Annotated in this window: 20 protein-coding genes and 1 pseudogene; 12 read left to right on the top strand and 9 right to left on the bottom strand. The window is 52.8% G+C overall.

Translation table 11 applies throughout. From position 1 onward, the window contains the following. Positions 1 to 557 precede the first annotated feature (557 nt). From ABD720_RS19270 to ABD720_RS00860, 3 genes and pseudogenes are all read right to left on the bottom strand, one after another. Positions 558 to 656: pseudogene (locus ABD720_RS19270) on the bottom strand (IS5/IS1182 family transposase); the annotation flags it as partial. Positions 657 to 755: 99 nt separating this feature from the next. Next, positions 756 to 2,171 carry a heavy metal sensor histidine kinase gene (locus tag ABD720_RS00865; protein WP_344761315.1) on the bottom strand — a complete coding sequence of 472 codons (1,416 nt, stop codon included), beginning with the start codon at positions 2,169 to 2,171 and terminating at the stop codon, positions 756 to 758. Further along, positions 2,171 to 2,842: a heavy metal response regulator transcription factor gene (locus ABD720_RS00860; RefSeq protein ID WP_344761413.1), complete on the bottom strand. Its 672-nt coding sequence runs from the start codon at positions 2,840 to 2,842 to the stop codon at positions 2,171 to 2,173. Before ABD720_RS00860 ends, ABD720_RS00865 begins: the two co-directional genes overlap by 1 nt. Positions 2,843 to 3,120: 278 nt before the next feature. Here ABD720_RS00860 and ABD720_RS00855 point away from each other — a divergent pair, with 278 nt between their 5' ends. From ABD720_RS00855 to ABD720_RS00800, 12 genes are all read left to right on the top strand, one after another. Continuing rightward, positions 3,121 to 3,633, top strand: coding sequence for a cupredoxin domain-containing protein (locus ABD720_RS00855; protein ID WP_344761314.1), 513 nt, complete (start codon positions 3,121 to 3,123; stop codon positions 3,631 to 3,633). Positions 3,634 to 3,743: 110 nt separating this feature from the next. Beyond that, positions 3,744 to 4,097: a copper-binding protein gene (locus ABD720_RS00850; RefSeq protein ID WP_344761313.1), complete on the top strand. Its 354-nt coding sequence runs from the start codon at positions 3,744 to 3,746 to the stop codon at positions 4,095 to 4,097. A gap of 334 nt (positions 4,098 to 4,431) precedes the next feature. Next, positions 4,432 to 4,755: a hypothetical protein gene (locus tag ABD720_RS00845; protein ID WP_344761312.1), complete on the top strand. Its 324-nt coding sequence runs from the start codon at positions 4,432 to 4,434 to the stop codon at positions 4,753 to 4,755. Between the two features lie 475 nt (positions 4,756 to 5,230). Then, positions 5,231 to 5,749, top strand: coding sequence for a hypothetical protein (locus tag ABD720_RS00840; protein ID WP_344761311.1), 519 nt, complete (start codon positions 5,231 to 5,233; stop codon positions 5,747 to 5,749). 126 nt (positions 5,750 to 5,875) lie between these two features. Next, a complete protein-coding gene (locus ABD720_RS00835) occupies positions 5,876 to 7,678 on the top strand; it encodes a copper resistance system multicopper oxidase (protein ID WP_344761310.1) in 1,803 nt (600 codons plus the stop codon). Further along, complete coding sequence (locus ABD720_RS00830; protein ID WP_344761309.1) at positions 7,675 to 8,868, top strand: copper resistance protein B; 1,194 nt, start codon at positions 7,675 to 7,677, stop codon at positions 8,866 to 8,868. The genes ABD720_RS00835 and ABD720_RS00830 overlap by 4 nt, the downstream gene beginning before the upstream one ends. A gap of 207 nt (positions 8,869 to 9,075) precedes the next feature. After that, positions 9,076 to 9,501, top strand: coding sequence for a protein tyrosine phosphatase family protein (locus ABD720_RS00825; protein WP_344761308.1), 426 nt, complete (start codon positions 9,076 to 9,078; stop codon positions 9,499 to 9,501). A 45-nt stretch (positions 9,502 to 9,546) separates the two neighbouring features. Beyond that, a complete protein-coding gene (locus tag ABD720_RS00820; RefSeq protein ID WP_344761307.1) occupies positions 9,547 to 9,771 on the top strand; it encodes a hypothetical protein in 225 nt (74 codons plus the stop codon). Between the two features lie 353 nt (positions 9,772 to 10,124). Then, a complete protein-coding gene (locus ABD720_RS00815) occupies positions 10,125 to 10,493 on the top strand; it encodes a copper resistance CopC family protein (protein WP_344761306.1) in 369 nt (122 codons plus the stop codon). Then, complete coding sequence (locus tag ABD720_RS00810) at positions 10,494 to 11,393, top strand: copper resistance D family protein (protein WP_344761305.1); 900 nt, start codon at positions 10,494 to 10,496, stop codon at positions 11,391 to 11,393. A gap of 193 nt (positions 11,394 to 11,586) precedes the next feature. Next, on the top strand, positions 11,587 to 13,962 hold the full coding sequence (locus ABD720_RS00805) for a heavy metal translocating P-type ATPase (protein ID WP_425547893.1): 2,376 nt from the start codon (positions 11,587 to 11,589) through the stop codon (positions 13,960 to 13,962). A 124-nt stretch (positions 13,963 to 14,086) separates the two neighbouring features. Continuing rightward, complete coding sequence (locus ABD720_RS00800; protein WP_344761303.1) at positions 14,087 to 14,554, top strand: hypothetical protein; 468 nt, start codon at positions 14,087 to 14,089, stop codon at positions 14,552 to 14,554. A 341-nt stretch (positions 14,555 to 14,895) separates the two neighbouring features. Here the strand turns inward: ABD720_RS00800 and ABD720_RS00795 are convergent, their stop codons facing one another. The 6 genes from ABD720_RS00795 to ABD720_RS00770 all read right to left on the bottom strand — a co-directional run bounded on the left by ABD720_RS00795 (position 14,896) and on the right by ABD720_RS00770 (position 21,476). Then, positions 14,896 to 15,123: an FAD-dependent oxidoreductase gene (locus ABD720_RS00795; RefSeq protein WP_344761301.1), complete on the bottom strand. Its 228-nt coding sequence runs from the start codon at positions 15,121 to 15,123 to the stop codon at positions 14,896 to 14,898. Positions 15,124 to 15,249: 126 nt separating this feature from the next. Continuing rightward, complete coding sequence (locus ABD720_RS00790; RefSeq protein ID WP_344761299.1) at positions 15,250 to 16,374, bottom strand: NAD(P)/FAD-dependent oxidoreductase; 1,125 nt, start codon at positions 16,372 to 16,374, stop codon at positions 15,250 to 15,252. A gap of 150 nt (positions 16,375 to 16,524) precedes the next feature. Beyond that, positions 16,525 to 17,781: an MFS transporter gene (locus ABD720_RS00785; protein WP_344761297.1), complete on the bottom strand. Its 1,257-nt coding sequence runs from the start codon at positions 17,779 to 17,781 to the stop codon at positions 16,525 to 16,527. Positions 17,782 to 17,917: 136 nt separating this feature from the next. Beyond that, on the bottom strand, positions 17,918 to 18,832 hold the full coding sequence (locus ABD720_RS00780) for an amidohydrolase family protein (RefSeq protein WP_344761295.1): 915 nt from the start codon (positions 18,830 to 18,832) through the stop codon (positions 17,918 to 17,920). Positions 18,833 to 18,931: 99 nt separating this feature from the next. After that, entirely contained in the window at positions 18,932 to 19,675 is a 744-nt protein-coding gene (locus ABD720_RS00775) for a GntR family transcriptional regulator (protein WP_344761293.1), read from the bottom strand. 46 nt (positions 19,676 to 19,721) lie between these two features. Further along, positions 19,722 to 21,476, bottom strand: coding sequence for an IlvD/Edd family dehydratase (locus ABD720_RS00770; RefSeq protein WP_344761291.1), 1,755 nt, complete (start codon positions 21,474 to 21,476; stop codon positions 19,722 to 19,724). Positions 21,477 to 21,777: the final 301 nt, after the last annotated feature.

Below are 21,777 nucleotides of genomic sequence, written 5' to 3'. Positions count from 1 at the left end.
CGAAAGACCGTCAGTCCGTCAGTCCGCCATTGTCAGGAATGCCGACCGATTCGTCGAGGAATGGGAGCCGTGGAATGATCTTTCTAAGAATGACGATTCCACGACGCAGTTCGTCCCCAAATGATTTTTGTTATTTGCAGACGTAAAATAGCCGGGACAACCCGGCTATTTTTTAAAGAATCACATAGATATTTGTCGACCCATGATTTGAGACAGCGCTTTAAGCTATGTTCCTCACATGAAGGTAGCGGCGAATGGCGGAAATAAAGAAGCGGAAAGTGCACAGCGCGGAGTTCAAGGGGACGGTCGGTCTTGAGGCAGTGCGTGGGATCAAAACGGTGAATGAGTAAAGACTCGCATGCTGATTATTGTGACCTTTGAGCTATCGACTAAGGGAACCGCTGAATAAATCCAAATCCAAGAATACAACTGGCTTATTGCACCACCAGCAGATTTTATTCTCGAAAAAGTGGATGAAAAGCCGATGATACGGGCTAAGAAACGAATAAAAGATGTCCGTTTCATCCTGTTTTTACACTACAGACGGAGCAGGGGCCTGCCAGTTCAACAGCTTGTTTTTTGCGTTGACGAAAGAGATTTTTGACCAAATGAAACGGATGCATAACCTTTACCCGGATACTCGCTTTGGCATGTTCCTGTTCGTCGAGAATGGCGCGCAGAGGTCGCTTTTCGTTGACATTCTTGATCGTCTGGCTGCGGACTTTAATTTAGAGCTGGAATAGGGTCCGACTTGATCATGGCGTATCGGGAGAAATCATGAAACGCAGCCGAAACACGGTACTGGCTCCGGGCTTGCTTTCGACCAGGGCATCTCCACCATGAAGAACCATGATTGCCCGCACGATCGCAAGGCCCAGACCAGACGAATGTGTAGAAAAGGAACGAGCGGGATCTACGCGATAAAACCGTTCAAAAATGTGCGGCAGATGCACCGCCGGTATTGGCGACCCGTTGTTGCTGACTGAAATCTCGACGTACTCCCTACGCCAAACCGCACGAATGTTGATCGCTGAACCACGCGGGGAATGGGAAATCGCATTCGATACCAGATTGCTGACGGCACGCCGAAATAGCACCCGATCAGCCTGCAGTTGCACGTCATTCGATGCGACATCTAGTCGCACATCCGCTTCGTCGGCAATCCCTTCGAAATAGTCACAAATCTTGCCCAGCTCAGTCGGCATATCCAGCACTTCGGGCCGCAAGGCGAGTTGCGCGTTGTCCGCCCGCGCCAGAAAAAGCGTGTTTTCAACGAGGCGGGCGAGCCGTTCATATTCCTCGATATTCGACACCAGCACTGCCTGGTATTCATCGGGTGTACGCAGACCGGACAGGATCACCTGCGTCTCGACCAACAAGGTGTTGATGGGGGTACGTAGATCGTGGGCGATATCGGCGGCAAATTGCGACAGACGTCGCACGCCGTCCTCGAGACGATTCAGCATCGCATTGAACGCCAATCCCAGCTCGCGCAATTCGAGCGGCGTATCGTCAGTCGACAGTCGTGTGTTGAGTTGGTGGGTACTGATTTCGTTAGCTTTGATAATGACTTGCCGTAGCGGTCGCATGCCGACGCGAACAATAAAAAACCCCAGCACGGCAGCCAGCGTGCTGCCGGCCATTACGGCAAAAAACAGGTTCTCCGCATACTCGGCTAACATCGCCGAACGGTCAGAACCCTCGCGCGCAATCGTGATCGTCACCGGCGTATGACCTGGATCACCAACGGCACCAAGAATACTGACGAACCTCCCGGTACCGACCGCAGTCCTCCAGTCATGCACGTCAGACGCTTCGGCATTACGCGATGCGGGCACCGGTATCATTTCAGGAATCTCTTTTGACGGTTGCCGGCTCATCACCAGTAGCCGGCCATCCTTGTCCTTGAGCGACAGTATCAAGCCCTCGTGTCCGAACACCGCATCCACAAACGGATGTGGCTCGCCTCCGATCGCAGCGATCGATCCGGCCTCCAATAGCAAGTGCCGCACCAGACTGGTTTTACCGATCAGTTCCACGTCGTCCCCGCGCTCCAACTGCTGGGCAAGCACGTCGTATAGATAGATGCCAACAGCGGCGAACGTCACCATGGTGACAGAGGCAAACAATATCGCCAGCCGGCTCGTGATCGAGATGCTTCGGTTACGCATTAGTCGCGCTCTTCAAATACGTAGCCCATGCCGCGCACCGTGTGCACCAGTTTTTTATCGAATCGGTCATCCACCTTGGCGCGCAGACGGCGCATGGCGACGTCGACGACATTGGTGTCAGAATCAAAATTCATATCCCACACCTGGGATGCGATCAGTGACCGCGACAGAACCTCGCCTTTTCTTCGTACCAGAAGATGGAGCAAGGCAAACTCTTTCGCCGTCAGTTCGATCCGCTCGCCTTGCCGTATCACGCGACGCTTGAGTACGTCGATTTCCAGTTCGCCGACTGACATCGTGTCGGCCTCTCGCAGAGGGCTGCGTCTGAGCAAAGTCCGTACGCGCGCCAGCAACTCCATGAACGCGAAGGGTTTGATCAGATAATCGTCGGCACCCAGCTCGAGGCCTTTGACGCGGTCAGAGACTTCATCGCGCGAAGTAAGAAACAGGACCGGCGTTTCTTTTTTTTCACGCAACTGACGCAGCACTTCCCATCCGTCGATCCCGGGCAACATCACATCTAGCAGGATCAGATCGTAGTTCTGCTCAATTGCAAGATTGAGTCCGTCAGGCCCCGTCCGCGCAAGGTCCGTGACGAACCCCGATTCCATCAATCCCTTTCGCAGGTAGTCACCGGCCTTGGGTTCGTCCTCGACAATGAGTAACCGCATAAAAAATTCCAAGTGCATTTAAACCGCCATTGTCGCCGGATTTCCGATGTCCCCGACATTACAAATTTGTAATGTCGGGAACACCGGCTTGTCAGAATTGGCGCGGTAGCATGATGTGCAGAATTTTATTCATCGTGCCACCGGACATACCCGGTACTGCATCGTCGCGCCTGGGTAAGTCGCTACTTCAGTCCATGCAAACCCTTTTGCAATCGGTTCACCAGTGAACTGGAAACAAGATGACTTTTTGTCCTCAGTGATTTTTGGAGAATATGAACATGACGAAATCGATTCTGGTTGCATCCGCCTTATTTTTTGGGCTCTTGTCGGGAAGCGTGATGGCGCATTCCGGCGAAAAACACCACAAGGATGGCCACGAGCACTCGGGCAGCAAAGCAAGTGATGAGAACGATCACGCAGCGGCACTCGGCGAGTCCGGCAACCCTGCAGAAGCGACACGGACGATGGAAGTCGACATGAACGACGCCATGCGATTCACATCGGCTTCGATGTCGATCAAGCGTGGTGAGACCATCAAGTTTGTGGTCAGGAACAGCGGAAAAATCAAGCACGAGATGGTTCTTGGGTCCATCGCCGAGCTCAAGAAACACGCCGCCCTGATGGTCAAATTCCCGGGGATGGAACACCTCGATCCCAATCAGGTTTCAGTTGAGCCAGGCAAGACGGGTGAGCTGGTGTGGAAATTCACAAAAGCTGGCACATTAGATTTTGCATGTCTGCAACCTGGTCATTTTGAGGCCGGCATGCGCGGCAAAATCGCTGTCAAGTAACGTGTAACAGTCTGCCCCGAAAGCTGGAATTGCCGGCGTTCGGCCCAAGCTCTGAAATGTTCAGTCGTCATGTCTGTCGCATCCGTTCTCAAACTTTTACAGGAGTTCATATGAAAAAACTCAACAAACTTATCGCTTCACTTGTCGTCGTCGCTGCACTTCCGCTTGCAGCATTCGCAGCCGATAATTCGACCGTCAAAACGGCGCCTGCTGCTGCAGTCGCGACTGTTGCGTCCAACGACGCCATGTCCGATGGCGAAGTGAAAAAGGTCGATATAGAGGCGGGTAAAATCACGATCAAACATGGACCGCTTGCTAATTTGGACATGCCAGGGATGACGATGGTGTTCCGGGTCAAAGACAGCGCGATGCTCGATACGGTCAAGAGTGGGGACAAGGTCAAATTTGTCGCCGAAAAGGTCGGTGGTGCACTCACCGTAACCACGATACAGCCCGCAAAATAATTCAGCGATCGCGCCCGACCAAAACGGGCGCGCATCGCGGCTCACTCTGCTCAAGTAAGCAGACCGCCGGAATTCCTGTCCGATCGATGACCCGTGCCAACTCAACTGCGCCTGTGAACTCCACCTGGCGGCGTCCACAGCACCGGCATTTCATCCGGGACCAGTCGCAGATAATGTCAGAACCGCTGTGAATCTCCAGACGTAAAATCCATTACATTTTTGTAATCTGACGGCCATCTTCCTGAGCGCCTCCGCTGTCTAAACTAACTCCCATGGTTCGACAAACAAATCGCTTTGCCGGACGCCACCGAAGTTAAACATGACGGAGAATACAATGAATATCACCAAATATATTTCTACAGGATTACTTAGTGCGTTTGTGTTGACGACCGCATCAGGCGCCTTTGCAAACGACAAATGGATCGGCGACGAGGGCAGCAACTGGCAGGAACATGTACGCCAATCAAAGTCGAGCCTAACGCGCGAGCAAGTCCAAAACGCAACCATTGCAGCGGCTCGCCGCGGCGAAATTAAGAGTGGTGACGAACCGATGTATCCAAAAACAGTCACTAGCAGCGTCCGTTCCCGTGCCGAAGTCCACGCTGAAGCGGTTCAGGCGGCACATTCGGCTTCCAGCGCCCTGTATATCGGCGGCTGAGCGCCAAAGCTTAAGATCGCGCTTCTTGACCAGGTTGTGGACTCAAACGACGATGCGCCTGGTACGAAGCAGCTCGAGGCACTGAGCGTAAAGACCGGCGCCGAAGAGATACGGTAGGTGGGCTTGAGTACAGCAAGCGATAAAATCGGAAATTCAGTCGGGCAGGTATCTAAAGTGGACCAATCCGGGTGGCTCGATTGCGCACACACCCTTGAGTGCCTAATTGTCAGATGCCGCACTTCCTTGCTAAGCGCGGCTATCCACATGACCAGATATCGCAGGCCAGTGCTACCTATCAGGTATTACTGGATAAACACGGCTTCGTTTCTCGCATGACTCGTAACGAAAATTGCCTAAATGGCTGACTCAAATCGTGAGTCCACGATACCGTACAAATGTTAAAGCGATCCAACGCACATAAGGCAATGCACAACCTAAATATTTTCAAGCGTTCAGAGTACGATCAAAGTTAGTTTTGAATCGTTTCAAAGCCAACTTCTTCGAACCAAGTGATAAATTTTCTGCGGATTATTTACAAGACATGTCATTTAGAGTTTTGATTGTGTGGTGCATGATGCTTCTGGTTCCAGCGCAAAGTTTTGCTGGCATCGGCTTGCTGCACTGCGACGCCCGGAACGGCGTATGGAATGCGCCGTCCTTTGGCGAGCAATCACAACAAGACCATAATCCACTGCAAGGCGTTGTGGCGACTGCAATGCGTTATCCAACTCACGCCGACGCACATGCCAAGGACGTGGTTGGTGAGGCAAAATTTAAAGGCCCGATGGCGTCGACGCAGCCAGCTTCCGATTATCGGCATAATCATCATGCCCACAAACACCCTTGCTGTGATGGTACGCCAGCTGTGCGTCCTGCGGTGAATACGATCGTCACTTCCACCATTGCCCCCCTTCCGATTGGGATGGCGCTCGCCACTTTAGCGAGCATCTTTCTCGAAAGACCCAAGCGCCCACCCAGGGTTCTTATCGTCTGATTTTCATCGACACTTCTGCGTGATCGCTTCGCCAATCTAACCCTCGGCGTTAAGGGTCGCACAGCCTTAAGTAGCCGGTTTCTGTCGGTTTTTGACCGGTAACCAAAAAAACTTCAAGGATTTACCATGTCTTCTAACGCTTTTAGCGACGGCAAGAACGCTCTGTTCTCGCCGTCACGCCGTCAATTCGTTACCCGCATTGCTGCAGCCAGTGCGATTGCAGGCCTCCAGGGCTTCCCACTATCGTCGTTTGCTGCGTCAGCATCGACCGCGGGTAACCGCAACGTTCTCTCGGGCACCCAGTTCAAACTCGACATTGGCGAGACACCCGTCGATATTACCGGGCGCACGACAGCAGCCACAACCGTCAATGGCACCATTCCGGCGCCACTGCTGCGCTGGCGCGAAGGCGACAGGGTCACGATGCAGGTCACCAACCGACTGTCGGCGCCAACATCGATTCATTGGCACGGTCTCTTGCTGCCTTTTAACATGGACGGCGTTCCGGGAATCAGTTTCCCAGGCATTGCGTCTGGCGAAACGTTTACCTATCAGTTTCCGATTCAGCAAGCCGGTACCTACTGGTATCACAGCCATTCGCAATTTCAGGAACAGACCGGTTTATACGGTCCGATCGTCATCACGCCACGTAACGGCGAACGCTTCCCCACCGACCGCGATTACGTCGTCATGCTCTCCGATTGGTCCGACGACAGCCCGGAGCAGGTAATGGCGAATCTGAAGAAGATGAGTAATTTCTATAATTTTAATGAGCCGACGGCGGTGGAGTTCGCACAGGACGCCTCGCGCATGGGATTGAAACAGGCGCTCGAAAAACGCAAAATGTGGAACAGCATGCGCATGAGCCCGACCGACCTGTCAGATCTGACCGGCTCGCACTACACCTATCTGGTCAATGGGGCAGCACCTGACGGCAACTGGACTGGTCTGTTTTCCAAAGGCGAAAAAGTCCGGCTGCGCGTGATCAATGGCTCGGCCCAGACGATTTTCGACTTTCGTATTCCGGGCCTGAAAATGACCGTGGTTGCTACCGATGGCCAGGATGTCGAGCCAGTCACGGTCGATGAATTCCGGATCGCTACGGCCGAAACCTACGACGTCATCGTCGAGCCAGACGATGCACGCGCTTATACCCTGTATGCACAGTCGATCGACCGGATGGGATATGCGCGCGGCACGCTGTCGCCACGTGATGGCATGCAAGCCGACGTGCCCGCACCTGACAAGCCGCAGTGGCTGTCGATGATTGACATGATGGGATCAATGGCAATGGGCGGCGACATGGCCGGCATGAAGATGGGCGCCGACGCGCAGGGTCACGAAGGCATGGCGATGGGTGACGGAAAAAATAAATCCGGCCCAGCGACGATGCCAACACGAAAAATACCAACGGTACGGCACGCCAGGACCGAATACGGCCCGGGTGTCGACCAGCACGTCGACCAGCCGCGCATGAATATCGACGACCCTGGCATCGGCCTACGCAACAACGGTCGGCGGGTACTCACCTATGCCGATCTGCACACGATTGGTGGGGCGCTCGACAAGCGGCCGCCTACGCGCGAGATGGAATTGCATTTGACTGGAAACATGGAACGCTACATGTGGTCATTCGACGGGCAGAAGTTTTCAGAGGCTTCGCCTCTGCATTTCCGACTTGGGGAGCGGTTGCGCATCGTACTCGTCAACGACACGATGATGCCGCACCCGATTCACCTGCACGGGATGTGGAGCGAACTGGAAAGTCCCGATGGCATATTCCAAGTACGCAAACATACGATCATGGTGCAACCAGCACAGCGGATCACCTATCTCGTGAATGCGGATGCGCCAGGCAGCTGGGCTTACCACTGTCATTTGCTATATCACATGCATGCCGGAATGTTTAGAAAGGTGGTGGTTTCATGAAGCGATCGATAGTTGTTCGCGGTACCAGTCGGCGTCATGCACCGATCATTTCGTCTGTACTGGCTATCTTGTTGCTGCCTTTCCATGTGCAGGCGCAGACACCACCCGCGCATGACATGACTCAAATGCAATCCATGCAGCCAATGGCGCCGATGCAAAAGGCAGTGCCTACCAGCGCGCCGGGAGAATCCGGCATGAAGGACATGGACGGCATGAAGGGCATGGACGGCATGAAGGGCATGGACGGCATGAAGGACATGGACGGCATGAAGAGCATGGACGGCATGAAGGGCATGGACGGGCTGAAGGGCATGGACGGCATGAAGGGCATGGACGGCATGAAGGACATGAAGGACATGAAGGACATGAAGGACATGAAGGACATGAAGGACATGAAGGACATGAAGGGCATGGACGGCATGGACGGCATGAAGGGCATGGGTAGCAGCGCCGTGATGAAGCCGATGCAGGGCGGGAGCCCGCCGCCGGACGCTCGTGACCCCGATGCGTACGCAGACGGTTTAGCCCCTGGACCGCAAAGCGGCATGAAAGCCGAGGACCAGCAGCACTATACGCAAATCATGCTCAACCGCTTCGAGGCGTTCAACAGCAATGATAGTCATGGACAGGTGCTCGAGGCACAGGCATGGACAGGTGGCGACATCAATAAACTGTGGCTTAAGGTTGACGGCGAACGTAGTGCCGGCAAGCTCGGTGCCACCCGCACGGAAGCGCTGTGGGATCATGTTATTGCGCCGTACTGGAGCCTGCAAACCGGGGTGCGTCACGACTTCGGCGACGGACCCGGACGCAATTGGGCAGTCATCGGCGTGCAAGGTCTGGCACCGTACTGGTTTGACGTCCAGGCCAGCGCCTATGTTGGTCCAGGTGGTCGCACCGCCCTGCGTGTGGACACCGACTACGATATTTTCATCTCCAAGCGGGTGGTTCTGCAACCTAACGTGAAAGTTGATGCGTATGGCAAGAGCGATCCGGCGCGTGGTATCGGTGCCGGTTTCTCGTCTGTCGGTGCCGGCTTGCGCCTGCGTTATATCGCCTCGCGCAAGATAGAACCTTACGTCGGCGTGGTGTGGGACCGTAAATTATCCGGCACTGCGCAATATGCTCGCGATGCCGGCGCATCTGCGCAGGAAACGCGCGTCGTTGCTGGTCTGCGTCTCTGGTACTAAAAGACAGCAAGATGCAGTCTCGTCGCAATGGGGCGGATTGTTGACGCCGACCACCCACTTTGCCTGATCCCGTCTTTGGCTCCGAAACCCCCGCATTTTGCACAATTATGGCAATTTGCGTGGGTCAACGGATGTCGCTGGTCTGGCTTAATCAAGAGCCAACGCAAACAGACGGGCCTAGCCGTTATATCACCAGGGAGTCATTTCATGAGTTCATTCAAACGTATCGATGACGAATTTTTTATAGGTCCGCAACCAACCGACGAAGATTTGGCGGCAGCAAAACAGCGAGGGATCAAGACAGTCATTGATTTCCGATTGCCGCACGAGATGGCAACGTCCAACGCAGCTTTAACAGCAAGTCAGGGGCTCGCTTACGTGAACATCCCCACCAACAAGGCAGCACTGTCGACCGACCAGATTGACGATCTGGATCGTGCGATCAAAGACCACGCCGGCCCGTTTCTCCTGCATTGCGCAACCGGTGCGCGTGCTGCGCTGCTGCTGTCACTGAGGAAAGCCAAACAGCATGGCTGGGCTACCGAGCAGACGTTTTGCGAAGCAAAACGATTGGGATTCGATCTGAAAACATCTGCGGAATTTTCGGACTTCATTACAAAAACTGTAACCTGAATCAGGCCTGCGTCTGTAAATGAGAGATTCATTTTGGAGAAAGAAATGGCTAACCAATCCACTGTCATGAAAGCCGTCGTACTTGTCTTGGCTGTCATAGGCGCACTGACTGTCGTTGTTGCAATTGGTATGTGGACGATGCACGGCAGCATGATGGGGTGTTCAATGACATCGAACTGCAACGCAATGATTGCAGCACCACGATCCGGAGGCACAACTCATGTGGAAGTAAACCGCTCGCCCTTGTCACCCCAAAAAGCCGATTTTTGAACCACGCCTTAGGATGATCTTAAAAGACATTACGTTGCCCGTATCTGAACGTGACAAATCGAACATTACAAAAATGTAATCTCAGCGTCACTCTTTTGTCGGATGCGTACAAATAAACTTCTTACATCAAAATTTCAATGAAAATAAGTTTAGCGCTAGTTCCTCACTTTTTCATGCACAAAAGACAGCGCCGCTAATGTCGATGCCCAGCATTGGTGTGAAAGTATCTGATCCGGCCATACGCAAAAATGTGCACCAAGGTGGAAAAAGTTTTTCCGTCGAAGAAAAAACGATGACATCCTGATAATCACCTCAATGGAAGCACCCAAGTAATCAATCAAGGAAAACTGAAGATGAAAACACTGCACACGACAATTGTGGCATTCGCGATGGCGACAGGAGTCTTGGCTAGCCCATTTGCGTCTGCCCACGCGAGTCTGAAGACTTCCAACCCGGAAGCGGGCGCAACGCTATCTGCAGCACCCAGGGAAATTGCACTAACCTTCAACGAGGAGGTGGAGCCAGTTTTTAGCAAAATCGGCTTGGCTGACGCTGGCGGAAAAGCCGTCGCGCCAGGCAAGATGACTTTGGATGCGAGTAACCCTGCCATTCTGCGCCTGGAAGTGCCCACGTTGTCGGCTGGTGCATACACCGTGACGTGGGCAGTCGCGGGCCACGACGGTCACCGTCGCAAGGGAAATTTCAAGTTTTCGGTGAAATAAATGGATCAAGTTGCGTTGCTTCAAATCAGCTCAGCGTTGTTGCTCAATGTCGGCTTCATTTGGCTAGTTGGATCTTGGTTCGCGCGCCGCTGGTTGGGTTCAAGTGGCGTCAAACGCAATGATGTCGAACCTGCACTGCGCAAGCTTGATTTGGTCGCAGCGGGAGTTAGCGCAGTAGCAAGCGTCGTTGCGCTGTACGCGGCTACTGCGGTGATGGGTGGTATCAGCCTGCAGGAGGCCGGTCCCATGTTCTGGATGATGCTTTCAACAACGCACTATGGACATATCGGATGTCTCACCATCTTAGCGATGATGATCCTGTTTGCCATTCGAGTACGCGGCGGCACCAGCGGTGCTAGCGACACTGCATCGCTTTTGACCATAGTGGCATTTGCCATCACACGTGCCTCGATGGGGCATGCCGGCGAAAACGGCATTTTGAGCGTCTCATTGGCGGCGGAGGTCGTACATTTTTTCAGCATCGGATTGTGGACCGGCGCGGTCATCGTATCGGCCTACTTCGTTCTCACCCCACAACGCGTGGCCACCCTCGCGCTCGCGGTGACAGACCGTTATCTGAATGTAATGTCGCGCGGTGTCATGCTGGCAGTAATCCTCATCATCGGCACTGGCCTCTACAACGCATGGCATCGGATCGGCACCGTCGAACAATTGACCCGCAGCAGCTACGGGCTCACCTTGCTGGTAAAAATTGCCCTGGTTGCCTGCGCGATTGGATTGGGCGGCTATAACAAGTTCTTCGGCTTGCCTGCTGCAGGTCGCTCCGCGCGGGGAGTTGCCGTGGTTCGGCGCGTACTCCAAATTGAAAGCGTACTTCTATTGGGCGCACTCGCCGCTGCCGCCATTTTGACCTCACAACAACCGCCAACGGCGATATGAGTTTTTTTCGAATCGTAGATTGTCACCTTGGAAAGTATGAATCAATCGCGCCATTTGGCGACGCATACCGACCGATTATGCAAGGGATGCATGCATTTTTTTAGATTATTCGGCAACACATAGATAACAAGGTAACTTTGGCGTCAACTGTAAATGGGGATACAAAAGTTGAGGCCGCACAATCACGCAAAGGATGGGACACATGGACAAGTCGCATCAACATGAAGGCTGCGCAAGCCACGCGGCATCTTCATCCGGGGCACCGTCATCCGAGTCCGTACTGCTTGACCCTGTGTGCGGCATGAAGGTTACGCCTGATCCGGCCAAGTCGGTCGACTATGTCGGCAAGACATACTTTTTTTGCAGTCACCGCTGCATCGAAAAATTTCACGCCGATCCGCAGCAATATATCCAGCCGAAAACCGGCGTGACGCCTGCACAAACGGCGCCCGCCAAGGATGTGATCTGCACCTGCCCGATGCATCCGGAAGTGCAACAAGTCGGCCCAGGAACATGCCCCAAGTGCGGAATGAATCTGGAGCCAATGGAAGCGAGCGCTGCTGAAGATAGCAGCGAACTCGACGACATGACGCGCCGCTTCTGGGTCAGCCTGGTGCTGAGCTTGCCGCTGCTGATTGTGACGATGAGTGAATTGATTCCAGGTGTGAATCTGCATCACTGGATGGGCATCAATACTTCCAACTGGTTGCAAGCAATCCTTGGCACACCGGTTGTGCTTTGGGGCGGCTGGCCATTTTTTGTGCGTGCCTGGGCCTCCTTTGCAACCTGGAATCTCAATATGTTCAGCCTGATTGGGCTGGGCACTTCGGCGGCATTTCTATTCAGTGTGTTTGCATTATTGTTCCCATCAATGCTGCCGGAAGCATTCAAGATGAATGGCATGATCCCGCTTTACTTTGAAGCGGCGGCCGTCATTATTACGCTCGTGTTGATGGGACAGGTGTTGGAATTGCGGGCCCGCTCAAAAACCAATAGCGCGATCAAATCCTTGCTGGAACTGGCACCCAATACCGCAGTGCGCGTCAAGCCCGATGGCTCGGAAGAAGAAATTCACCTCGATCAAGTCAACGTTGGCGATCAGTTGCGTGTCAAGCCAGGCGGCAAGGTGCCGGTGGATGGCGAAATCGTCGATGGCCATTCGTATGTGGACGAGTCGATGATTACCGGAGAACCAGTTCCGGTTGAAAAAAATGCCGGAAGCAAAGTCACCGCCGGTACGGTCAATCAAACCGGCTCGTTTCTACTGCGCGCCGACAAGATTGGCACCGATACGCTGCTGGCACGCATAGTGCAAATGGTCAATGAAGCAGGGCGTTCGCGGGCACCGATTCAGAAATTGGCCGATCAAGTCTCCGGTTGGTTCGTGCCGGCGGTTATCGGCATTGCCGTTCTGTCTTTTGCGATCTGGGCGATATTCGGACCTTCGCCGGCTCTGGCAAATGGCTTGGTAGCGGCGGTTTCTGTCTTGATCATTGCCTGTCCTTGCGCCTTGGGACTTGCCACACCGATTTCCATCATGGTCGGCGTCGGACGCGGTGCTCAGGATGGGGTGCTGATTAAGGATGCAGAAGCTCTGGAGTTGATGGAAAAAGTCGACACCCTGGTGATCGATAAGACTGGCACCCTGACCGAAGGCAAGCCTGCCGTGCAGCGCGTGATAGCGGCGGCAGGCTTCAACGAGGACGACGTATTACATAACGCTGCCAGTCTGGATGCCTTGAGCGAACATCCGTTGGCTGTCGCCATCGTCAAGCACGCTACTGAAAAAAGGTTGTCGCCAAAAGCTGTTTCAGAATTTGAATCGATTACCGGTCAAGGCGTACGCGGCCAAGTCGAAGGCAAACTTGTTTTCCTGGGAAATAGTCGGTTGATGGAGGCGCAAAAAATTGACATATCGGCTTTACAGGCAGATGTAAAAGCACTGCAAGAGTTAGGCCAAACTGTCATGTTTCTTGCCGTGGACGGGCAGTTGGCTGGCACCGTCAGCGTCGCAGATCCGATCAAGTCCACTACCAAGGAAGCCATTGAGCAATTGCACGCCGCAGGCTTGAAAATAGTTGTTTTGACTGGAGATAATGCGACTACAGCCGCGGCAGTAGCAAAACAGCTTGGATTGGACGATTTCAAGGCCGATGTCATGCCGGAAGACAAGCTCAACTATCTCAAAGAGTTGCAACAGCAAGGCCGCATCGTGGCAATGGCAGGCGATGGCGTCAACGATGCACCGGCGCTGGCACAAGCGAACGTTGGCATTGCCATGGGAACCGGCACCGACGTCGCGATGAACAGTGCGCGTGTCGTGCTGGTCAAGGGTGATTTACGCGGCATTGCCAAAGCGCGCTTGCTTAGTGCGCATACGATGAAAAATATTCGGCAAAACCTGTTTTTTGCCTTCATCTACAATTTTCTCGGCGTGCCGATTGCCGCCGGCATTCTTTATCCCTGGTTTGGGATTTTGCTCAGTCCCATGATTGCGAGTGCCGCAATGAGTTTGAGTTCGGTGTCTGTGATTCTCAATGCACTACGACTGCGGCACAAGGCGCTGTAGCGCATGGTGCGTCTGAGTCAGCCGCGGGTCGGCGACGAGCAGCCGAAAGGGCTGGGGTACTGAGCTGTTCAACGTCTATTCAATTCGTTTTTTCTGGCAGTCAAAATAGAAAACAGGAAACAGCATGAACTGGGCCGCGCATCGAGAATCCTGGACAGTCATTTTTCGTCAATATCTGCCGCGCCTGGCATTGTTTAGTTTAGCGTGGGAAATACTGCAATTGCCTCTGTACACCATTTGGACGACCTCTCCGTGGCAATCGATTGTTTTCGCTGTGGCGCACTGCACCGTGGGCGATGCCATGATTGGAATGGCAGCCATGGTCATCTCCTTGATGTTGGTGCGAGCGGGCAAACCTGCCAATTGGCCGCAGACGACGATCGCCATCATCACGGTGCTACTCACGCTGGCCTACACCGTGTTCAGTGAACGCATCAATTTGGCGCAGGGAAGTTGGAATTACTCCTACTGGATGCCGATCGTTGGATGGATCGATGTGGGACTGGCACCGTTGGCGCAGTGGATCGTCGTCCCGCTGCTCGCCTTGTGGCGAGCTAGCCGAGCACACGTTTTAACGGGTCACGGCCTATGATTAAGTGGTGACTAAGCGCCGACTCAACGACAATTTCAACCGCAGACAAGCCCATGTCTTTTTCCTGCTGCAATGAAATGATCAATGACGCGGTACGCAGTCTGATTTTCACGATGATGAACCGTCACCACACTCTGGCCGATCAGGGCAAATAACGACAATCACATCAATCACCAAGACTAATGGAGTCTCTGGGGAAACTCCCAAGACTGCTAAAGTCTCTAGCTGGACGTCGTTTAAGTGTAGCGGGTGGCACAAGCCTTACATGCCTGATCATTTGCATTGGTGCACTCCGGCCCCGATACTGTTAGGGCGAGATTCAAATGTCCAGCCAGACATTGCTATTTGGGTATAACCAGTCCAAGTTTTGCGCCGCCCCCCCACAGTTCGGCGCACAGCCGTAGCATGCGCTGCTGATGTGGCCAGAACCATGTCGGCCACAGATCGACGCCGAATCCGGCATCGGCCGCCACTGGCTGCGAGAAAATGCGGCCACCTAAACGCGCCTGCGTCTCCAGCAACAAGTAGGGAATGCCGGCTAGACCGCCGCCGGCAATGAGTACCTGCATGGTGTGAATCGTCGAAGTAACGGCTATCACCTGGTCTGTGAATAGCAATCTGCAGCCAGTCGGTAGGCCTGTTTGCGCGCGCGACGATTTTACCTCCGGCCTGCCGCGCTCCCTTGCCGGTCGGGTTCAGACCACGCCAGACAGATTGCACACATGCGCGGCGATGGCCAGCGATGCGGTCAGTCCGGGGGATTCGATGCCAAACAGATTGATCAAGCCGGAAACACCGTGCGTGCCCGGGCCTTGAATGCAAAAATCCACGTCATCTTTTCCGTTCGTCAGCTTCGGACGTACGCCGGCATAACTCGGCTGCAGCGTGCCATCCGCCAAGGCTGGCCAGTAATGCCGGATCGAGGCATAGAAACCGTCGGCACGATGACTGTCGACCGAAAAATCAATTTCCCTGTCGTCGGCAATATCCAGCCATTCGACATCCGGCCCGAAGCGTGCCTGACCGGCCATGTCGAGCGTCAGATGTACGCCCAAGCCACCGGCTTCCGGCAGCGGATAGATCAACGTCGAAAAGGGCGCTTTGGCCGCAAGCGAAAAATAATTGCCCTTGGAGTAAAAAGCCGTCGGGACAAAGTGTTCCGGCAGTCCCTCGAAATGGCGCGCGATGCGTGGCGCGGCCAATCCTGCCGCGTTGATGACCAGGCTGGCTAGCAGGCTCAAGGCTTCGCCGTCACGTGTCACCACGTCCAGAACAAGTTCACCGGCACCGACACGGGCAGCAACGACTTCGCTTTGAAAGGCAATCGATGCGCCTGCTGCTTCGGCATCCGCTAATAGCTGCGTCATTAATCCGTGGCTGTCGATGATGCCGGTCGAAGGGGAGAATAGTGCTGCGGTGCAGTGAAGTTGCGGTTCCATGCTTTGTGCCTCTGCGCCGCTCAAGTGCTGCACCTCCCCGACGCCGTTGGCCTGAGCACGCGCGGCGATGCGAGCAAGGCCTGCATGCTGTGCGCTATTTGTGGCAACGATGAGTTTGCCGCAGCGCTGGTGGGCAATCGCATGCTGTTCACAGTAGCGATAAAGACGCTCGCGACCTTCCACACAAAATCGCGCTTTTAACGATGTGGGCGGGTAATAAATACCTGCATGAACGACTTCGCTGTTGCGAGAACTGGTACCGCTGCCAATGTCGTTCTCGGCTTCAATAATGATGACATCGCGTCCGGCCATGGCCATTGCACGCGCAATGGCCAGTCCAATTACGCCGGCACCGATGACGATACAGTCGACACGATCCATGACTTCTCCAAAATCCGGTATTGAATAGTTCGTGTAACACGCAGCGAGACCGCTATATCAATATATCAATAAGCTGCCATCGTGCGGATTGACGGGCAGCTTATTGAAGTTCAATTACGTAAAAATAACAATTGCGTATAGAATTTAAAATTATTCCTTTTTAAACAAGTCATCGCCCCAATCCAGATGTCGCCCTTTCGTTTCCGGCAATAAAAGTGCAGTAAAGAAAACAACGATATAGGCACTGCCGGCGAATAATCCGATCGCATAAGCAAGGTTATGCGATTGGCTGATATATCCGACCAAGGTGGGAAATAAAGCGCCAACCCCTCGTCCAAAATTATAGGCAAATCCTTGTCCTGTGGCGCGAATCGCTGTCGGGAATAATTCGGTCAGATAGGCGCCAACGCCGCTAAAAATCCCAGACGCAGCAATGCCAAGTGGAAAACCCATAAACAACATCTGGGTATTTGTTAATTCAATCTGCGTGTAGAGATAGACACTGATACCTGAAAGTAAAGTAAATACCAGAATATTAGCTCTCCGGCCAATACGATCCGTCAGATACGCGCCGATCAGGTAACCAATGAAGGAGCCTGTAATAATGACAATCAAATATCCCCCAGTGCCGATCACTGATAAATGGCGTTCTGTTTTCAAGAAAGTGGGAAGCCAAGTGGTAATTGCATAATAGCCACCTTGAATACCGCTACATAAAATGGCGGCCAGTAGGGTGGTTTTTATCATTTTTGGAGAAAATATTGCCCATGCTGATATTTTGTTAGCAGATTTGGCCTGGCTTGCCTGAGTTTTCTTGAATACTTCAGGCTCCGGAACATGCTTTCGAATATAGACGACCAACAGCGCAGGAATGACACCTACCCAGAACATAGCGCGCCATGCGTAATTTTCGGGCAAAAATGAAAATGCCGCCGTGTACAGCAAGGCCGCAATTCCCCAGCCAACGGCCCATCCGCTTTGCACGGTACCGACGGCTTTTCCGCGATGCTCGGAGCGGATTATTTCTCCCATCAATACAGAACCGACTGCCCATTCACCGCCAAAACCTAATCCTTGAAGAGCACGCAACACAAAGATTTGTTCAACATTTTGTGCAAATCCGATTAATACGGTACAGACCGTGAACCAGATAATGGTGATCTGTAAGACTTTTACGCGGCCATAACGATCTGCAAGTATCCCTGCGCACCAGCCGCCAATCGCTGAAAATAATAGCGTCACGGTGCCAAGCATTCCGGCCTCTGCTTTGCTAATTCCCCACAGGTGCATCAATGTGGCAATTACAAAAGTGAATACCATGAAGTCTAGTGCATCTAATGCCCATCCTCCGAAGGCTGCAATAAAAGTCCGTTTTTCCGTACGATTTAGATCTGAATACCAACTCATATTATCTCCAGTATATTATTTTAATTGTATATTTCTTTATTTAATTGCAAGCATCTAAATATTTATTAATGTCTGAAACATTCAATAAATATTCAAAAGGAGAGGTATGGGTTTAATTTTTAAAGTGATTTAATAATTAAAATCCATATAAAGATGCGGGGTTGTCTACTAAAATTTTATTTCTCACTTTTTCATCTGGGGCCCATGTTTGCAAGAGGTTCAGCATATCTCCGGTATTTGGCATGCGTTTGATGGCAACGTGTGGCCAATCACTTCCCCACACCATGCGATCCGGTGCAAGATCAATCAATGCCTTGGCCAATGGCGTGACATCCGAAAATTCAGGATAATGTTCTGACATTCGATAAGCGCCGGATAATTTTACCCAAAAGCCATTGTCTTTTATCAAGCTGAAAAGTGCCTGAGTTCCAGGCGCATTCAAACTAACGGGCATGGGCATATGTCCCATATGGTCGATTACACATGTACATGACAGGGCACGCATTCGGGGCATCAATTCCGGTAACTGACGCGCATCCATCAGAAACTGCATATTCCATCCAAGTTCTTCCACTCTGGGGGCAAGTTTTTCCAGTGCATCGAAATTGATGCCACCACCGAAGAGTGTATTGATACGTAAACCACGCACACCAGCTTCGTGCATTTCAAGTAATTCTTTATCGGTAATACCGGTATCAACTACCGCAACCCCGCGGAGTCGATCGGGATTATTACGCAATACTGCCAACATATAACTATTGTCAGTACCCATGACGCTTATCTGAATTAACACGCCTCGTGATATCTGCATGGCATTCAACATTGCCAGATAGCTTGCTTCAGGGGCGGATGGTGGCGTGTAACTGCGATTAGGCGCCATGGGATGAGCGGGGTCGTGGATAACAACATGCGCATGCGTATCGCAAGATCCAATTGGTACATCAAATAACGGTGATTCAATAGTTGGTAAGGGCGCGAGACAGCGCTCATTATTATCCGCAGTTTCTGAAAATTGAGTTAATACGTTTGGTCTGTCAATACTGTTGATCATCTAATTCTCCAGAATGCCAATTAGTGCTAATTTGCAAAAAGTCGTTGTTCGGATGGCGTGAATGAAACAGGGATAAAAGTTAAGATTAGCTCGGTACTATCAGCTTCGGGGTGAATTGTCCGGTTGCGGTTTCAAGCCGGCACGTTCGTCGAAATAAGCCAACCGACGATGCTGTTCGATATAAGCATCACGTGAAGGTAAAAGATGGCCACGACATAATTCCATCAAGCGATCCTGATTACCGTTTCGTAATGCATCAATCATCTGATGATGATCCTGACGCGACTGTTCCAGAATCTGTGGAACGACTATTGTCAACGAACGAATAACGTGCGTACGTTGTGCCGCCAGTTCAATAAGTTCGGTTAATGCCGCATTATTAGATAAGGCGAATAAGGCTTTGTGAAAAGCGAGATTCATCCGGAATGCGACATGAAGATTTGATGCGATGACTGCGGCGTCATGCTGTCGTTGAATATCCTCCAGTACTACCAGTTTTTCCGGTGGAACTGGCAGGGTGATTTGTCGGGCGCAGTTAGTTTCCAGGATATCGCGCACGATATAGAGATCTACCACTTCCTTGACGGTGTATGACTTGACCAAAGCACCAACGTTCTTTTTCCGTTCGACCAGTCCCATCTGTTCCAACTCAGCGAGTACTTGGCGTACGACATGACGTTTTAAACCGAATCGTTCAAGCAGTTCGTCTTCGACCAAGCGTTCACGCGGATGCATATAACCGAATGCAATATCTTCTTCCAGTGTTTCGACCGTTTTGCGTACTTGTGATGCGGTATCGATATCCTTGATGTCGAGGGATTCTGGTTTAAGTCTATTTTGCATATTCTATAAATTTCAGTGGGATACAGGATTGAACTTTGCCGCTGGCTTATTCTTCAGGTTTATTTTCCGGCTTGGCATCAACCGGTCGTAAAAAGTCGAAGTCAACTCCTTTGTCCGCTTGAGTAACCGTTTTCAGAAATAAATGGCGGTAACCACGCTCTGCCGTCGGCCGGACAATCGGGTTTTCTCTGATGCGCTGTACCAACTCTGCGTCAGAAACAAGCAAGTTGATCGAACGCTCCTTGACTGACAGGCGGATACGATCGCCATTTTTAACGTACGCCAGCGGCCCGCCAATCGCTGATTCCGGGGTGACGTGCAGCACGATCGTGCCGCCGGCGGTGCCACTCATGCGCCCGTCAGAAATCCGCACCATATCCTTGACGCCGGCGCGTGCCAGCTTTTTAGGAATGGGCAGGTAACCCGCCTCGGGCATGCTGGCGCCGGTCGGACCGATATTCTTGAGCACAAGTACATCGTCGGCATTGACATCTAGCGCGTCATCGTCGATCCGCAGCGCCATGTCTTCAATGTTTTCGAAGACCACTGCGCGGCCCTCGTGCTCCATTAAATTGGCATCGGCGGCAGATTGCTTGATGATTGCGCCGCTTGGCGCAAGATTGCCGCGCAACACGGCGATGCCACCCTGCGGGTAGATCGGGCTCGTGAAGGGCCGGATGACGGATTGCGGGAATCCCGGTCCGGCGATGTCCAGTTCTTCGCCTAGCGTGCGGCCGGTCACGGTCAGCGTATCCATGTGCATCAGCGGTTTGAGTTCACGCAGCAGCGCATGCATGCCGCCCGATGCATGAAAATCTTCCATGTAATACTGACCCGATGGCTTCAAGTCGATGAGCACGGGCGTCTCGCGGCCAATCGCATCGAGCCGGTCGAGTTCAAGAACAATGCCCATCCGTCCGGCGATCGCGGTCAAATGAATGATGCCATTGGTCGAACCGCCAATCGCCAGCAAGACACGCAGTGCGTTTTCGAACGCTTTTGGCGTCATGATCTTGTCGGGCGTTAGTCCATTGATTGCCATCGCCACGGCCGTCGCACCGGTACGCTCTGCGATGCGGATGCGGTCGGCGGTGACGGCTGGCGGCGAGGCACCACCCGGCAGCATCATTCCCAAGGCTTCGGTCACGCATGCCATTGTGCTTGCGGTGCCCATTACCGAACACGTCCCGACGCTGGCCACTAACTGGCTATTGACCGCATTGATCTCGTCGTGGTCGATTTCATCTGCGCGATATTTTCCCCAGAAGCGGCGGCAGTCGGTACATGCGCCAACCCTTTCGGAGCGATGGGAACCTGTCAGCATCGATCCGGTTACCAACTGGATAGCGGGAATGCCTGCCGATGCAGCGCCCATCAATTGCGCCGGGACGGTCTTGTCACACCCGCCAATCAGGATCACGGCATCCATCGGCTGCGCGCGGATCATTTCCTCGGTATCCATGGACATCAGGTTACGCAGATACATCGAGGTCGGTGAGGCAAAGCTTTCATGAATAGAGATAGTCGGGAAGTCCATCGGCAATCCTCCCGCCAGCATCACGCCCCGTTTTACTGCCTCGATCAATTGCGGCATGTTTCCATGACATGGATTGAATGCACTGCCCGTGTTGGCAATACCGATCACGGGGCGATCAAGCGCGATGTCACTGTATCCGGCACCCTTGATGAAGGCCTTGCGCAGAAATAGAGAAAAGCCGCTGTCGCCGTAACTGGTCAATCCTTTACGTAACCCGGTTGCTTCGGGGTTGTTTTTCTTGTCTTGATCGCTGGTTTTGGTCATGGCCATTCCGAAAAAAAATTATTGATAATATTTTCAACAATAGTATTCTTCCCAATTACAGGATGCAAGCGGGAAGTCTGGAACGCAGAGAAAACGGGAGGGGGCATTTTTGCGAGCTTGCTTTGATTGGTTGCACTTCTTTCCGTTGCTGAGTTTTCTTTCTGCATCAAAGGCGCCTGCGCACGGCGTTGACACCGGGCGCAACCACGCGCGGAATATTTCTTTTTGGCAACAAAACAGAGGATTCAGTAGTAGTTCTTCGTCGTGGATTGACGTTCGCACAGGCTACTCCGCGAATACG

Origin of the sequence: Actimicrobium antarcticum (assembly GCF_039536745.1) — a bacterium.
Lineage (GTDB): Bacteria > Pseudomonadota > Gammaproteobacteria > Burkholderiales > Burkholderiaceae_D > Actimicrobium > Actimicrobium antarcticum.
Note: the sequence above shows the minus strand (reverse complement) of the source record. Positions and strands in the feature narration are given on the sequence as shown.

Excerpts from the sequence above, each read along its gene's own strand:
- ABD720_RS00845 (WP_344761312.1), top strand. The coding sequence starts at position 4,432 with ATGAATATCACCAAATATATTTCTACAGGATTACTTAGTGCGTTTGTG.
- ABD720_RS00855 (WP_344761314.1), top strand. The coding sequence starts at position 3,121 with ATGACGAAATCGATTCTGGTTGCATCCGCCTTATTTTTTGGGCTCTTG.
- ABD720_RS00780 (WP_344761295.1), bottom strand. The coding sequence starts at position 18,832 with ATGATCAACAGTATTGACAGACCAAACGTATTAACTCAATTTTCAGAA.
- ABD720_RS00825 (WP_344761308.1), top strand. The coding sequence starts at position 9,076 with ATGAGTTCATTCAAACGTATCGATGACGAATTTTTTATAGGTCCGCAA.
- ABD720_RS00775 (WP_344761293.1), bottom strand. The coding sequence starts at position 19,675 with ATGCAAAATAGACTTAAACCAGAATCCCTCGACATCAAGGATATCGAT.
- ABD720_RS00795 (WP_344761301.1), bottom strand. The coding sequence starts at position 15,123 with ATGCAGGTACTCATTGCCGGCGGCGGTCTAGCCGGCATTCCCTACTTG.
- ABD720_RS00865 (WP_344761315.1), bottom strand. The coding sequence starts at position 2,171 with ATGCGTAACCGAAGCATCTCGATCACGAGCCGGCTGGCGATATTGTTT.
- ABD720_RS00790 (WP_344761299.1), bottom strand. The coding sequence starts at position 16,374 with ATGGATCGTGTCGACTGTATCGTCATCGGTGCCGGCGTAATTGGACTG.
- ABD720_RS00805 (WP_425547893.1), top strand. The coding sequence starts at position 11,587 with ATGGGACACATGGACAAGTCGCATCAACATGAAGGCTGCGCAAGCCAC.
- ABD720_RS00850 (WP_344761313.1), top strand. The coding sequence starts at position 3,744 with ATGAAAAAACTCAACAAACTTATCGCTTCACTTGTCGTCGTCGCTGCA.
- ABD720_RS00785 (WP_344761297.1), bottom strand. The coding sequence starts at position 17,781 with ATGAGTTGGTATTCAGATCTAAATCGTACGGAAAAACGGACTTTTATT.
- ABD720_RS00835 (WP_344761310.1), top strand. The coding sequence starts at position 5,876 with ATGTCTTCTAACGCTTTTAGCGACGGCAAGAACGCTCTGTTCTCGCCG.
- ABD720_RS00770 (WP_344761291.1), bottom strand. The coding sequence starts at position 21,476 with ATGACCAAAACCAGCGATCAAGACAAGAAAAACAACCCCGAAGCAACC.
- ABD720_RS00800 (WP_344761303.1), top strand. The coding sequence starts at position 14,087 with ATGAACTGGGCCGCGCATCGAGAATCCTGGACAGTCATTTTTCGTCAA.
- ABD720_RS00860 (WP_344761413.1), bottom strand. The coding sequence starts at position 2,842 with ATGCGGTTACTCATTGTCGAGGACGAACCCAAGGCCGGTGACTACCTG.
- ABD720_RS00830 (WP_344761309.1), top strand. The coding sequence starts at position 7,675 with ATGAAGCGATCGATAGTTGTTCGCGGTACCAGTCGGCGTCATGCACCG.
- ABD720_RS00820 (WP_344761307.1), top strand. The coding sequence starts at position 9,547 with ATGGCTAACCAATCCACTGTCATGAAAGCCGTCGTACTTGTCTTGGCT.
- ABD720_RS00810 (WP_344761305.1), top strand. The coding sequence starts at position 10,494 with ATGGATCAAGTTGCGTTGCTTCAAATCAGCTCAGCGTTGTTGCTCAAT.
- ABD720_RS00815 (WP_344761306.1), top strand. The coding sequence starts at position 10,125 with ATGAAAACACTGCACACGACAATTGTGGCATTCGCGATGGCGACAGGA.